11 protein-coding genes and 2 pseudogenes are annotated in these 14,693 nt (G+C 46.5%); 12 read left to right on the forward strand and 1 reads right to left on the reverse strand.

What is annotated here, in order from left to right:
- The 10 genes and pseudogenes from fabF to MKHDV_RS09220 form a co-directional block, all read left to right on the forward strand.
- A pseudogene (fabF, locus tag MKHDV_RS09175) lies at positions 1-1,113 on the forward strand (beta-ketoacyl-ACP synthase II); the annotation flags it as partial.
- 74 nt (positions 1,114-1,187) lie between these two features.
- The gene (gene glyA, locus MKHDV_RS09180; protein ID WP_160714534.1) at positions 1,188-2,426 is read left to right on the forward strand and encodes a serine hydroxymethyltransferase; all 1,239 of its coding nucleotides are present in this window, start codon (positions 1,188-1,190) and stop codon (positions 2,424-2,426) included.
- A 199-nt stretch (positions 2,427-2,625) separates the two neighbouring features.
- Complete coding sequence (locus MKHDV_RS09185; RefSeq protein ID WP_160714536.1) at positions 2,626-3,102, forward strand: cytidine/deoxycytidylate deaminase family protein; 477 nt, start codon at positions 2,626-2,628, stop codon at positions 3,100-3,102.
- Positions 3,089-4,204 carry a bifunctional diaminohydroxyphosphoribosylaminopyrimidine deaminase/5-amino-6-(5-phosphoribosylamino)uracil reductase RibD gene (gene ribD, locus MKHDV_RS09190; RefSeq protein ID WP_160714538.1) on the forward strand — a complete coding sequence of 372 codons (1,116 nt, stop codon included), beginning with the start codon at positions 3,089-3,091 and terminating at the stop codon, positions 4,202-4,204. Before MKHDV_RS09185 ends, ribD begins: the two co-directional genes overlap by 14 nt.
- Position 4,205: 1 nt before the next feature.
- Positions 4,206-4,868 carry a riboflavin synthase gene (locus MKHDV_RS09195; RefSeq protein ID WP_160714540.1) on the forward strand — a complete coding sequence of 221 codons (663 nt, stop codon included), beginning with the start codon at positions 4,206-4,208 and terminating at the stop codon, positions 4,866-4,868.
- Positions 4,869-4,932: 64 nt separating this feature from the next.
- Positions 4,933-6,151: pseudogene (locus tag MKHDV_RS09200) on the forward strand (bifunctional 3,4-dihydroxy-2-butanone-4-phosphate synthase/GTP cyclohydrolase II).
- Positions 6,152-6,286: 135 nt separating this feature from the next.
- Positions 6,287-6,757 carry a 6,7-dimethyl-8-ribityllumazine synthase gene (ribE, locus tag MKHDV_RS09205; protein WP_160714542.1) on the forward strand — a complete coding sequence of 157 codons (471 nt, stop codon included), beginning with the start codon at positions 6,287-6,289 and terminating at the stop codon, positions 6,755-6,757.
- 10 nt (positions 6,758-6,767) lie between these two features.
- Positions 6,768-7,229, forward strand: a complete 462-nt coding sequence (gene nusB, locus MKHDV_RS09210) for a transcription antitermination factor NusB (protein WP_160714795.1) — start codon at positions 6,768-6,770, stop codon at positions 7,227-7,229.
- Positions 7,230-7,750: 521 nt separating this feature from the next.
- The gene (leuS, locus tag MKHDV_RS09215) at positions 7,751-10,240 is read left to right on the forward strand and encodes a leucine--tRNA ligase (RefSeq protein WP_160714544.1); all 2,490 of its coding nucleotides are present in this window, start codon (positions 7,751-7,753) and stop codon (positions 10,238-10,240) included.
- A gap of 399 nt (positions 10,241-10,639) precedes the next feature.
- On the forward strand, positions 10,640-12,190 hold the full coding sequence (locus MKHDV_RS09220) for a DUF697 domain-containing protein (protein WP_160714546.1): 1,551 nt from the start codon (positions 10,640-10,642) through the stop codon (positions 12,188-12,190).
- A 129-nt stretch (positions 12,191-12,319) separates the two neighbouring features.
- Here the strand turns inward: MKHDV_RS09220 and MKHDV_RS09225 are convergent, their stop codons facing one another.
- On the reverse strand, positions 12,320-12,778 hold the full coding sequence (locus MKHDV_RS09225) for a YaiI/YqxD family protein (RefSeq protein ID WP_160714548.1): 459 nt from the start codon (positions 12,776-12,778) through the stop codon (positions 12,320-12,322).
- Positions 12,779-12,993: 215 nt separating this feature from the next.
- Between MKHDV_RS09225 and lptE the strand changes: the two genes are divergently transcribed.
- Both lptE and holA read left to right on the forward strand, forming a co-directional pair.
- Positions 12,994-13,509, forward strand: a complete 516-nt coding sequence (gene lptE / locus MKHDV_RS09230) for an LPS assembly lipoprotein LptE (protein ID WP_160714550.1) — start codon at positions 12,994-12,996, stop codon at positions 13,507-13,509.
- 180 nt (positions 13,510-13,689) lie between these two features.
- Positions 13,690-14,661, forward strand: coding sequence for a DNA polymerase III subunit delta (gene holA / locus MKHDV_RS09235; protein ID WP_160714552.1), 972 nt, complete (start codon positions 13,690-13,692; stop codon positions 14,659-14,661).
- Positions 14,662-14,693 lie beyond the last annotated feature (32 nt).

The raw sequence follows: 14,693 nt of genomic DNA on the forward strand, positions 1-14,693 counted from the left end.
TTAATTCACAAATTGCTGGCGAAGTTAAAGATTTTGTTGCAGGCAGACCATATTCCGCCAAAACAAGCTCGTCGCATGGATCGTTTCGTACAGTTTGCTGTAGCATGTGCACAACAGCTCATGACAAACTCTGAATACGAAATCACAGACGAAAATGCTAAACGCGTTGGTGTTATGCTCGGCGTTGGTCTTGGTGGTCTTAACACCATCGAAACCTTCCACAGCAAACTCACAAGCGCAGGCCCAAACAAGATCAGCCCATTCTGGATTCCAATGCTGATCTCTAACATGGCACCGGGACAGGTATCCATTTTCACTGGCGCAAAAGGTGCAAACCTTGTATTCACCAGTGCTTGTGCATCCGGTACCCACGCAATCGGCCATGCATTTGAAGATATTAGATCCGGACGCTGTGATGCTGTAATCACAGGTGGTACAGAATCCACTATCACCCCTATGGGTGTATCCGGCTTTACCGCGCTTAAAGCACTTTGCAGCAACCGTAACGATGAACCGACTAACGCTTCCCGTCCATTCGACAAGGAACGCTCTGGATTCATCGTCGGCGAAGGCGCAGGCCTTCTCTTGCTGGAATCATACGATTCTGCAAAAGCTCGCGGTGCAAAAATTTACGCAGAAGTTGTGGGCTTCGGTTCTACTAGTGATGCATTCCATATGACTGCACCACGTGAAGATTCCGAAGGAATGGCTCAGTCAATGATCGACGCTATTGAAGAAGCTGGTATCACGACTGACGCTGTGGACTGCATCAACGCACACGGAACCTCTACTTATCTTAACGATAAAGCAGAGACCGGAGCGATGAAAAAAGTCTTTGGAGACCATGCGTACAAGCTGCGTATCTCTGCGAACAAGTCTCAGACTGGACACCTTTTAGGTGCTGCTGGTGGCATGGAAGGAGTCTTCTCCTGCCTGACACTCGATAAAGGACTTGTTCCAGGAACAGCTAACCAAGTATCTCCTGACCCTGAATGCGATCTGAATTACATGGGGAATGGTTCAGAGAAGTATCAAGCTGAGTACGTACTCAGCAACAACTTCGGCTTTGGCGGCACTAACGCAAGTGTGCTGTTCAAGCGTTTCGACGGGTAAATGTGTGGGCGTATGCAGCTTGTAGCTGTGTACGCCCTTTTTCTTCCTCATTTAAATAGTAAGGGGCATCACTCATGGATGAAGTCTTTATCCAAGATCCCGAAGTAGGCCGTTCCATTTTTCAAGAGATCGATCGTCAGACCGGTGGTCTTGAATTAATCGCATCAGAAAACTTTGTATCAACAGCAGTACGCCAGGCTCAGGGTTCCGTACTTACTCATAAGTACGCTGAAGGCTACCCGGGCAAACGTTACTATGGTGGTTGTGAGTACGTAGACGTAACCGAAACCATCGCTATTGAACGTGCAAAAGAAATCTTTGGTGCAGAATATGTTAACGTGCAGCCGCATTCCGGCAGCCAGGCTAACATGGCAGCTTACTATGCCATCGCCAACGCAGGCGATACTGTACTCGGTATGGATCTCTCTCACGGGGGACATCTTACCCACGGCAGTCCTGTCAACTTCTCCGGTAAGTTCTTTGACGTTAAAGCTTACGGTGTAAATCGTGAAACTGGTCGTATTGATTACGATAACGTTCTCGAGCTTGCAAAAGAACACAAACCAGCGGTAATCATCGCCGGTGCGAGTGCATACCCTAGAGAGATTGATTTCGCTAAGTTCCGTGCGATTGCAGATGAAGTAGGTGCTAAACTTTTTGTGGATATGGCTCACATTGCAGGCTTAGTTGCAGCTGGCTTGCATAACTCTCCAATTCCACATGCGCACGTAACTACTACTACCACCCACAAAACCCTGCGTGGTCCACGCGGCGGTATGATCCTTTCCACTGAAGATATGGGCAAGAAATTGAACAGCCAGATCTTCCCTGGAATTCAGGGTGGCCCACTCATGCACGTTATTGCTGCTAAAGCTGTTGCTTTTGGCGAAGCATTACGTCCTGAGTACAAGGTTTATCAGAAGCAGGTTGTTGCTAACGCTGCAACTCTTGGTCAGTCTCTTCTTGATGAAGGTTTTGATCTGGTTTCCGGCGGTACAGACAACCACCTCCTTCTCATCGACCTCACCAACAAAGACATTACCGGTAAAGATGCGCAGCTTGCTCTTGATAAAGCTGGCATTACTACCAACAAAAACACTGTTCCTTTTGAAACCCGCAGCCCGTTCGTAACTTCCGGTATCCGTATTGGTACACCGGCGCTTACCAGCCGCGGTATGAAAGAAGCAGACATGCAGCGAGTAGGTGCATGGATGGTTGATGCGCTTAAGCACATCGACGACGATGCATACCTTGCTGAGATTCATAAGCAGGTTACGGCGTTTACGCGTCAATTCCCGCTTTTTGCTTGGTAAAAGCACGGGGCCGGGGATAACATCCCCGGCCTTTTTTTTATCCAAATTTCAGACTTGTAAGCTTTTATACTTTGGGCGTATTTCTAAATTCTATATGGTGCCTTGACTGCGGCATGTCACACACATATCCTATATGTTCCTAAAAATTTTTTGTTAAATACCATTACATTAGAAACACCACCGGTTGGAGTTAATATCAATGCAACAGAGACTTCCTTGGCCTCAATATTTTATGGATATCACCTATATGGTTGCTGAGCGCTCCACCTGCATTCGCCGTAAAGTCGGCGCAATTGCAGTTAAAGATAAGCGCATCCTTGCAACCGGCTATAACGGTGCACCTGCTAACACATCTCATTGTCTCGATATTGGGTGTCTTCGTGAAGAACTTGGCATTCCTTCCGGTCAACGACATGAAATGTGTCGAGGTCTCCATGCAGAGCAGAATGTAATTATTCAGGCAGCTGTCCACGGAGTATCACTCGATGGAGCAGAAATTTACTGCACCACCATGCCGTGCCTCATCTGTACAAAAATGCTCCTCAACTGCGGCATCAAAGCCGTTTACTATGTTGAGGGATACAATGATGAACTTGCCGCAGGTATGGTAAAAGAAGCCGGTGTGCCATTCATTAAAATTGACCACGTAGTTCGAGGCGTCAATGCAGCATCCTAACGCCCATTTTATGCGTCGGGCAATTGCCCTTGCAGAAAACGGACGCGGCGCAGCAGCACCTAACCCGACGGTAGGTGCTGTGTTGGTTCAGCACGGACAAATTGTTGCTGAAGGGTACCATACTGCTTGTGGACAACCACATGCAGAAATTGAATGCCTCAGGGACGCTGTAGAAAAAGGCATTTCTCCCCAAAACTGCTCAATGTACGTAACGCTTGAACCGTGTAACCACTACGGTAAAACACCACCTTGCTCTAAAGCCATTTTAGAAGCCGGTATTAAGCGTGTTGTTATCGGACTTCTGGATCCGAATCCGAAAGCTAAAGGTGGTGCAGAGTTCTTACGCGAAAACGGGGTTTATGTTGAAACCGGAATGCTGGAAGAAGAATGCCGCGAACTCGTGTCAGACTTCCTCACATGGGTTCAGACCCCCTTCCCGTTTACTACATTGAAACTCGCTTCAACATTAGACGGCAAAATTGCCACCCGCACGGGACACTCCCAGTGGATAAGTGGTGAAGAATCTCGCAAACGAGTTCATGAGCTAAGAAAAAAAGTTGATGCAGTAATCGTGGGCGGAGGAACCTTCTACGCAGACAATCCTCAGCTGACCTGTCGTCTTGAAGGCGTTGAGCAACAGCCGTTCGCAGTAATAGTCACGAAGCGTCTGCCCGAAAACCCTGCGCAATTCACCCTTCTGCAAGATCGCCCAGAGCAAGTTATTTTCTGGACAAACGAAAAATCAGCCTTATCTGAAGCAGCAAGCAAGTTGCAATCGTTAGGCTGTTCTGTGAAAGGTTTACCCGAACAAGACGGCAAACTCGACCTTGCTGCGGGGCTCGCTTGGCTGCGTCAGGAAAAAAACTGCCACTACACCCTTTGCGAAGGCGGGGGAAAATTGGCATTATCGCTTCTTGAGAACAATCTCGTAAACGAATTTCAGTTGCATATGGCTCCAAAAATTGTCGGAGATCACAGCGCACCCGATATATTTTCTGGTAGAACCATAGCAACCATGGATGAAGCGCTCCGCTTACGAATTATAAATACGGAACTTAGCGGCGAAGATGTTATACTGACATTACGCCGACAGGAAATTTAGTATGTTCACAGGAATCATTCTTGGACAGGGCGAAATCCGTTCTATTCAGAATATGGGCAAGGAAACTCGCCTTACAATCAAGCCACGCTGCACATTAACCGACTTTGTACTCGGTGAATCTATAGCGACAAACGGCGTGTGTCTGACCGTTGAAGATTTCGGTGCGGACTGGTTCACTGTTTATGCATCCGCAGAAACAATGGGGCTTACCAACCTTGGTAAACTCAAAACCGGTAGCAATGTTAACCTTGAACGCGCTCTTGCAATGGGGGATCGCCTTGGCGGTCACATCGTAAGTGGACACGTTGACTGTATCGGCACTGTGGATTCGGTTCGTCCGGCAGGACTTTCCAAAATCTACAGAATTTCTTTCCCGCAGGAGTTTGATACACAGGTTATCCCTAAAGGTTCAGTGACTCTGGACGGGATTAGCCTCACAGTTAATGCTTGTGGAAACAGTTTTCTGGAAGTAAACATAATCCCTGAAACTCAGAAAATTACCACAATAGCCCAGTGGAAATCGGGTTACAGTGTTAATATAGAGACGGACGTTATTGGAAAATACGTTCAGCGTATGCTTGGTGCATGGCAGCCCAATGCAACGCAGGAGAAATCTGCTCCCAGCTCTATTACTGAAGAGTTTCTCAGAAAGAATGGATTCTAATTTTTGCATTCATTAATCTGCTTCGTGGGACATGCAGTTTAAGAAAATACAACGAGGTGCGCCAATGCCAATGTGTACGGCCGAAGAGGCCATTGAAGAGATTAAAAAAGGTCGGATGGTTATTCTCGTAGATGACGAGGACCGCGAGAACGAAGGTGATCTTACTATTGCTGCTGAGCATGTAACACCTGAAGTTATTAACTTTATGGCAACGCACGGTCGCGGACTTATTTGTCTCGCACTCGCACCGGAATGGGTAGACAAACTCAATTTGCCTATGATGACCCAGCGCAACGGTTCCAAATTCGGCACCAACTTTACAGTTTCTATTGAAGCTCGTACTGGCGTAACAACCGGCATCTCTGCTAAAGACCGCGCAACTACTATTCTTGCAGCTATTGAAGACGACGTACAACCGGATGACATTGTCACCCCGGGTCATATTTTCCCATTGCGTGCCCAGAGAGGCGGCGTACTCGTTCGTGCAGGTCAGACAGAAGGTTCTGTAGATCTCGCGAAACTTGGCGGCCTTAAAGGTGCAGCAGTTATTTGCGAAATCATGAAAGACGACGGTGAAATGGCACGTATGCCTGATCTCGTTGAATTTGCTGAAAAGCATGACATGAAAATCGCAACCATTCGCGATCTTATCCGCTACCGCATGCGCCCTGACGAACTTTCCGTCACACGCGTAGCTGAAGCAGAAATGCCGACCAAGTACGGTGAATTTAAAGTCATCGCATACGAAAATGAACTCGAGCCGGAAACTCATATTGCCCTTGTAAAAGGTCCTATTGATTCCAGCAAACCAGTACTTGTGCGCGTTCACAGCGAATGCCTCACTGGTGACGTGCTCGGCTCCATGCGTTGTGATTGTGGCGACCAGCTTGCAAATGCAATGTGTAAAATTCAGGCAGAAGATCAGGGCATCATCCTGTACATGCGTCAAGAAGGACGCGGTATCGGTCTTGCCAACAAAATTAAAGCGTACAACCTTCAGGATCAGGGCTACGACACCGTAGAAGCAAACGAAAAACTCGGCTTTAAAGCTGACCTTCGTGACTACGGCATCGGCGCACAGATGCTGGTAGACCTTGGCGTACGCCAGATGCGTATGATGACCAACAACCCTAAAAAAATTGTAGGCATCGAAGGCTACGGAATTGAAGTAGTTGAACGCGTTCCTATTGAAATGAACGCCTGCGAATTCAATGTAGATTATCTGCGCACTAAAAAAAGAAAAAATGGGACACATGCTCGAACATCTTAACGATTCTGAGTAGTTACCATTATTTGAATTAACAATACGCTCCCTAGCCCTAAAAATAGTTCTTTTCAGGGCTAGGGAGCTTGTTCTATACTTACCGACCCGCTTTTGCTGCTGGAGTAAAAGTCGGTCTCAAGAAGGAGATTATACTATGCATCATATCAAAACTATCGAAGGTCAGTTCGACGCTAAAGGTCTTAAAATTGCAATCATTGCAACACGTTTCAACGATTTCGTTGTTGATCGTCTTGTCGGTGGCGCAGTAGATTACTTAGCTCGCAACGGCGGTAGCCGCGAAGACATGACTATTGTTAAACTTCCTGGCGCATTTGAAATGCCAATCGCTGCTAAAAAACTGGCTGCTAGTGGTAAATATGACGGCATCGTAGCACTTGGCGCGGTTATTCGCGGCGCTACTCCTCACTTTGATTTTGTATGTAATGAATGTGCGAAGGGTCTTGCTCAAGTTAGCCTTGATTCCGACACTCCTGTTGGTTTCGGCCTGCTCACTTGTGATTCCCTCGAACAAGCAATCGAACGCGCTGGCTCCAAAGGCGGCAACAAAGGCGTTGAAGCCGCATCCGCCATGCTTGAAACATACCGTGTTCTGGAGCAATTGTAATATATGGCTAATAAACCAAAAAAAAACACCTCGCAAGTTGGCTCGTTCACAGGCATTTCAGTTTCTGTACGGCTTGAATTTTTCTCCTGCTATGACCATCGAGTCCTTGCAGGAAGCGTACATGATCTCGCCTGACAATGCCGACAAGCCAGATGCTCAGTGTCAGCCGGAAGGCTTCACTTGGGAGCTTATCGAAGGCGTGTGGAGTAACTACCGCGCTCTCGACGAAGTGGTCGCTCAGTTCTCCCGCCACTGGAAAGTGGAACGTATCGGTAAAATTGAAATCACCCTGCTCCGCCTTGCAATTTTTGAAATGCTCTACCGCGAAGACATTCCACCTAAAGTTGCAATCAACGAAGCTATCGAACTTGCAAAACAGTTTGGTGACGACCGTTCCCGTCCTTTTGTTAACGGTCTCCTAGACGCTGCTGCAAAAGCTCTGGATGATGGCACACTGGAACTTAAGTACTAAAAGTTACGATATATTAAAGACGCCTGCGCGGGCAGATTCTGCCTTGCATCCGTAAGGGGATACCCCTTGATCACGATTCCGGCTTCTTTACCTATCGCTTTTCAGTCGCCTTCATATATAGCGTTTTTTTGTGCCCGGACTCCTTAAAAAAGGAGCCCGGGCATATCCCGTTAAAAATGACATTTTTGCGTAAAACAAAGCTCCTTCTCTTGCCGAAGAACAGGTTGTTTTGTATTGCAAGACATTAAAAATAAATATGATGTTCCAGACAGTTCAAATTGCTCGTAATGAGCAGATACTTTCTGTGTAACTACGTACATTTTATAAAGAATCAAAAAACTGTTGTTTACATACGTATGGTCATCCCCACTGCGACTCGCACAGGAACCTTTCGTAGGCGCGGTCAAGGGGGCGTCCCCCTTGCGGGTGAAGGGCAGAGCCCTCCCGCCGGAGGCATCTCTCCATGACTCTTTTTTACAACAGACCTTTTTAATGAGCGAAAGATTAAAGGAACTGTCGGAATGAAATACGATCCGCAAGCCATAGAAACTAAGTGGCAGCAAACTTGGGCTACCAACGGCGATTTCCACACCGATCATACTTCGGACAAACCTAAACACTATGTGTTGGAAATGTTCCCGTACCCTTCCGGCAACATCCACATGGGTCATGTTCGTAACTACTCCCTCGGTGATGTTGTAGCACGTTTCATGCGTATGAAAGGCAAAAACGTAATGCACCCTATGGGCTGGGATGCTTTCGGTCTTCCTGCAGAAAACGCAGCTATCAAAAACAACATCCACCCTGCAAAGTGGACTCACTCCAACATCGACAACATGCGTACCCAGCTTTCACGCCTTGGTTACTCATTCGACTGGCGCCGTGAGCTTGCTACCTGCGACAAAGAATACTACCGCTGGGAACAAGTATTCTTCCTCAAATTTCTTGAAAAAGGTCTGCTCTACCGTAAGCGTCAGGCTCAGAACTGGTGTCCTACTTGTAACACCGTTCTTGCTAACGAACAGGTAGAAGACGGCCTTTGCTGGCGTTGTGACACTGTTGTTGAACAGCGTGACCTCGCACAGTGGTTCCTTAGAATTACTGACTACGCCGAAGAACTGCTTGCCGACCTTGAAAAGCTTAAAGGCGGCTGGCCTGATCGCGTTATTTCCATGCAGGAAAACTGGATCGGCAAATCTATCGGTGCTGAAATTACGTTCACCGTTGAAGATTCTGAAGAAACTATTCCAGTCTTCACCACCCGTCCGGATACCGTTTTCGGTGTTTCTTTCATGAGTCTTGCACCAGAACACCCAATGGTGGAAAAGCTCATTGAAGGTAAAGAACAGGCTGATGATGTACGAGCATTCGTAAAACGCATCACCAGCATGGATCGCATCGAACGTACCTCTGACAACCTCGAAAAAGAAGGTATCTTCACCGGCGCTTACTGCATCAACCCAGTAAACGGCGCTAAAGTTCCTGTATACGTTGCTAACTTTGTTCTCGTTGATTACGGCACAGGCGCTGTTATGGCTGTACCTGCACACGATCAGCGTGACTTTGAATTTGCTCGCAAATACGACCTTCCACTTCAGGTAGTTATTCAGCCAGAAGGTGAAGAGCTTGATCCTGCCACCATGACCGAAGCAATCTCTGCACCGGGCATGATGGTAAACTCCGGTGAGTTCACAGGCATTACCAACGAAGAAGGTAAAGACAAGGTTGCGGTTTGGTTGCAGGAAAACAACTGCGGCGAAAAAACTATCAACTACCGTCTGCGTGACTGGAATATCTCCCGTCAGCGTTACTGGGGTGCTCCAATCCCTGTGGTATACTGTGATGCATGTGGCATTGTTCCTGAAAAAGAAGAGAATCTTCCTATCGAACTGCCATTGAACGTACAGACTCGTGAAGATGGTCGCTCCCCGCTTCCTGACACTCCAGAGTTTGTAAACTGCACCTGCCCTAAATGTGGCCTGCCAGCACGTCGCGAAACAGACACCATGGATACTTTCGTAGAATCCTCATGGTACTTTGCACGCTACACTGACGCACAGAACCACGATGCTCCGTTTACTCCGGAAGCTCTCGAATACTGGGCACCAGTTGATCAGTACATCGGCGGTGTTGAGCACGCAATTCTTCACCTTCTCTACGCACGCTTCTTCACAAAAGCACTGCGTGACTGCGGTTACCTGACCTTTGACGAACCATTTGCAAACCTGCTCACTCAGGGCATGGTACTTATGGATGGTTCTAAAATGTCCAAGTCTAAAGGCAACGTAGTTGACCCGACTGACATGATCGCACGTTACGGCGCAGATACTGTTCGTCTGTTCTGCCTCTTCGCAGCACCACCAGAACGTGACTTCGAATGGTCTGAAACCGGCATTGACGGTTCTTACCGCTTCGTAAACCGCATTTGGCGTCTTATTGAAGAACTCGAAGGCGAATTGATCACTGTTGCACCTTGTTCTTCCACTGCTGACGATTGCACAAGCAAAGAAGCAAAAGGCATTCGTCTCAAAGAGCACGAGACCGTTAAAAAAGCTGGCGATGATATCGAACAGCGCTTCCAGTTCAACACCGCCATCTCAGCAGTTATGGAACTGGTTAACGAACTCTACCTCGCTAAAGACGCACTGAAAGGCGACGAAAAAGGCCGTAAAGTTCTTTCTTCTGCGATCAGCACCGTTATCAACCTTATGTCCCCGTTCACTCCGCACCTTTGTGAAGAAATCTGGGAACAGCTTGGACACAAGGAACGTCTCGTGCACGCTCTCTGGCCAACCTACAGCGAAGAAGCAATGGTTAAAGACGTGCTCACAGTTGTAGTACAGGTAAATGGTAAAGTTCGTGCTCGTCTCGAAGTACCTGCATCCGCAGGTAAGGACGAAGTAGAAGAACTCGCTAAAAATGATGTTAACGTTCAAAAACACGTTGAAGGAAAAACTATCCGCAAAGTGATCGTTATTCCTGGCAAGCTTGTTAATATCGTAGCAAACTAGTTTTTGATAGGATGTTTGCTTCCGGTGGGTCTTCGACGAGCCTCCGGCGGCCTAAGAACCTTTCTAAGTAGAAAGTTCTTAGGAATCTCCAAAGACTTTTTACTGCGAGCTCAGCACGTTGCTTATAATGCCTCGCGGCTTACGCTCCATGACCTTTCGTAATACACAAAAAGGCTGTCCTATTTATTTAGGACAGCCTTTTTTTATTGGTAGAGTCTGCAAAGGTAGGCAGCGAAACATGCTATTGAGTCCCCAGAAAATCTTTTCAAGCTTGCAGTACTCACAAAAATCTTACAAAAAAATAACTTCACTTTCTGAAAGCAATGCGCGAGAAATTAGGTATAGAACGCGCAACTTCATCTCCGTGCATTGGCACACGGACTTTTTTTCTGGATTCAAATGCATTCAAAAATCAAAATTATTCTCATCATTCTTTGCGGTGTAATTTCCATCGCCCTTGGTTCTTTGTTGCTTTCCGGCATCCGTGCTATCGCTGACATTTTTGCATACATCGACCCAGCATATGTGCCATTTGTATTCTGGTCACTAACCGTACTTGGGCTGGGATTACTTGGCTACGCAGGTCTGTCTTTATTTGTCTTTCCCAAACCACTTATTATTCCACAAGACCCGACGGAAGATCAAATTCAAGAATATCGCCGTGCGTATGTTGAACGCTTACAGCGCAACCCGTTTCTTAAAACACAGTTAGCCCCATGTAAAACAGAGCAGGAAATTAAAGACGGTATTGCGGCACTTGAAACTGAGGCAAACCGCTTAATTGAAGAAACGTCTAAACGAGTCTTTATCGGCACTGCAACAGCACAAAACGGCAAGCTTGACACACTTATTGTGTTCGCGCTCATCACACATCTAATCTATAAAATTACAAAGTTATATGCGCAGCGTCCGCATATGAGCGACCTTGTAACACTTTATAAAAATGTTGCCGCTACCGCCTTCTTTGCTGGTGCAATAGAAGATATTGTTGTGGAAGAATATACACAGCAAATAGTTGGACCACTTGTCGCGACATCAGTGATGGGAAGTGTTCCGGGAGCACAGGCCGTCGCTTCCGTTGTAACTGCATCAATTCTTGATGGCTCCATGAACTCACTGTTGACCATACGTTGCGGTATTATCGCCCGTGATTTTATGAGCATTTACACAGACGACGATGTACTGAGCAAAAAAGAAATACGTAAATCGGCCACGCGGGAAGCCGCAGCAATGTTTATGCGCACTTCTGGCGACACAATCTCCACTGTTGCACAGTTACTTATTTCCGGCGCGTCCAAAACTGTAAAACGAAGTATGGCAAAAGCATGGGATGCTGTCCGTAACATCGGCTCTTCTTCTAAATCATCTGCTGATGAAAACACAGAAGAATGCCGCGACACATCTGAACCAACTAAAGAAAAAAAACTGATCCTTCGTTCAGCTCGTGAATGTGTTTCAAACACGACTGATAAGATTGTGTCTGGAGCATCTTCCACAGGAAAAACGATTACGCAGGCATCAAAGAGTGCTGCATGTGGTGTGGCAACAGGCGTTACAACTGTAACATCCACTGCCGCACGAGGTGTTACCGCCGCTGCAAGTACAGCAACCAAAGGGGTTTCTACTGCCGCAGGTTGTGCAGGCAAAGGCATATCTGCCACAGCAAATACCGTAACCGGTGGAATCTCAATAGTAGCGTCAGCTGCGACTTCTGCTGCTAGCTCCGCAACAAGCGGAATCAGCTCTGCGGCATCATCGACAGCAAACGGGCTACAATCTGTTGGTAAAAAAACAGTCAGTGCTGTTACAAATGCTGACGCAACCGTGAAACGCGGTGTAAAAAAATCCGGTGCCAAAATTTCTTCTGCTGCCGGAAAGACGAAAAAGGTGCTCACCAGCCCCTTCGCAAAGAAAAAGCGAAAAAAAAATAACTCATCATCTTCTGAATAAACAAAACGCTCCCAGAGATACTTCTCTTGGAGCGTTTTGTATTTTCTTAAAATGAACTTCAAAAGCTGTCAGGGAAACAAGGTCCGACTCATTGCAAGGTCGTTTTTATTGTTATCCCAACATCAAAAGCTACTCTTCTTCTTTCAATCTTCGAGTCACAAACTTATCCAACTGGTTGGTAAAATCCTGCTTATCACGGGCACCCAGTGGTGCTGGACCGCCGGAAACCATGCCGCCGCTTCTAAGTTCTTCCATAAGATGACGCATACGAAGCAAACCTTTAATGTTCTCTTCCGTATACAGCTGGCCTCGTGGGTTCAGGGCGGTTGCACCCTTTTCAACAATTTTATCAGCAAGGGGGATATCGGCGGTAATGACTAGGTCACCTGAATTTGCAAGCTCCACAATTTCATTATCCGCCACATCAAACCCCGCACCCACGCGGATAAAATCAAGATACGGTGAAGAGGGAACTGACAAATGGCTATTTGCAACAAGCGTGGTCTTAACCTTACGTCGCACAGCAACCGTAAAAAGAACTTCTTTTATCACCTTGGGGCACGCATCTGCATCTACCCATATTTGCATATCTACTCCGGAATTATTCTTAAAACACAATTACGTGCATACATTTATATAAATAACTTTTGAGGCATCTATTTACCCGTTAAGCGTATACGAAGCTAGACGTAATCACACTTCATCTGCTATCAATTATCGCGTTGGTATCACATTGCTTATACATGTCCGAGCCAACAAGCTTTTTCTTTTTTTGACACAAACAACAACACAGGAACCTTGGTATGACGTTTCCTACATTATCTTCTGCATCCCGCATCTTTGCCGTTCTTTGCTTACTTGCATCTCTTTCCCTTACGGGTTGCGGATACTCCCTAACAAACAACCAGCCAAGCCTTTTTGGCTCTGGCTCTTCAACCATGCGTATCAGAGAAGTTAAAAACTCTACAATTTACCCATGGATCAATCAGGTTGTTCGTTCCTGCATGTATGACGAAATTACCGATAGAAATATCGCTGTGATGACCGCTTCAGAGTCCTCTGATTACAGCATGGTTATTGATATCGAAAGATTCACTATCAATAGCCGAGTTCTTGGTACTAAAGAAGAAACTCTTGAATACACAATCACTCTGACATTCAGTGCTACTGTGTATGACTCTAAAAACGAAGAAATCTGGACATCGAACAGTACATCACTTTCCCGTTCATACCCGACATCTGATGCCCGTTTTGCTGGCACACAAATTACAAATTTAGTTGTTCAGGCTATGGTCGATAAAATGCGTAATACATTCTAGCAGTACGGTACATACCGTAGACCAACGCGATACCATTGTATATAAAGAGGCTCGGAGTTATTACTTCGAGCCTTTTATGTTGGCAACACTACGCCACCTCATAAATATCATTTTTATCCAAAGCAAAGCTTACTACTAGTGCTTGCTGTCCCTTTTGAACAAGAGAAAACAGGACTAACCATGCCAAGACCCGGATTTTCCATTTGCGTCTGCCCAGATATTCAGCTGACGAAGAACTACATTGACACTCTGTTGCAAGACAACCCTGCTCCTGAAGGAGCATGGGCAAAACACGTCTACTGGAGTGACGAAGGATTACCGCCTGTTTTCTGGGAAAATCTCACATTGCAAGGGTTGTTCGCATCGCCCAAGGTACTTATAATTCGCAACGCACAGAACCTTCCTATTGATGCGTGGCGCAAGTTAAGTACAGCCTTAGGACAATTTAATCCTCTGGCATGGGTCATCATTTGTCTGGAAGCACCATACGACAGAGGTAAGCCAAAAATTCCTGCCGCTGTTAAAAAACTTCCATGCTGGCAACTTGCAGAAACGAAAGCATGGGTGTGGCAGTCTGCCGGACTTACAGAGCGCGCCATGCGCGGCTTTATTGAGCAATGGGCAGCGAAAAATGAAATATTCATTGATACAAAAATCGTGAATGCCCTTTCGCATGTGTTACCGCAGGATGCTTCCGCGGCAAAGAACGAGCTGGATAAGCTTGCATTGGCTGCCGGAGATTCCCGCACTATCACGGACGAGCATATTAAAGATATTTCGCATGATGCTGATATGGACATATTCGCGTTCATTAACGCATTGCAATCCGGTAGCGCTCCTGAAAAAGTATGGAAAAAAGTTATCTCCAGCCAAGCTGCCGGTGATGCTATGATCTTTTCATTCCTTGCAATGCTCCTGCGTGAAGCACGTATACTATGGCAGCTGTATGCAGGAGAAAACGTACGGTTACCATCCAATATTGCGCAACAAAAAAAGCGTCTCGCCACCAATCTTGGTCCTGTACGTCTTTCAAAGATATGGGACTTAGCTCTTGAAGCCGAAATGGGAATCAAAACTGGAGAGCGCAAACCAGAGCAGGCAATGGAAATATTAGTTGCCGGTCTTCTTGCACTTTTCACTTCCCAAAAATAGCTTTTTTGCATTTTTTCTTCGTTTCTCATCTA

The sequence above is a fragment of the Halodesulfovibrio sp. MK-HDV genome (assembly GCF_009914765.1).
In the GTDB taxonomy this organism is placed as follows: domain Bacteria; phylum Desulfobacterota; class Desulfovibrionia; order Desulfovibrionales; family Desulfovibrionaceae; genus Halodesulfovibrio.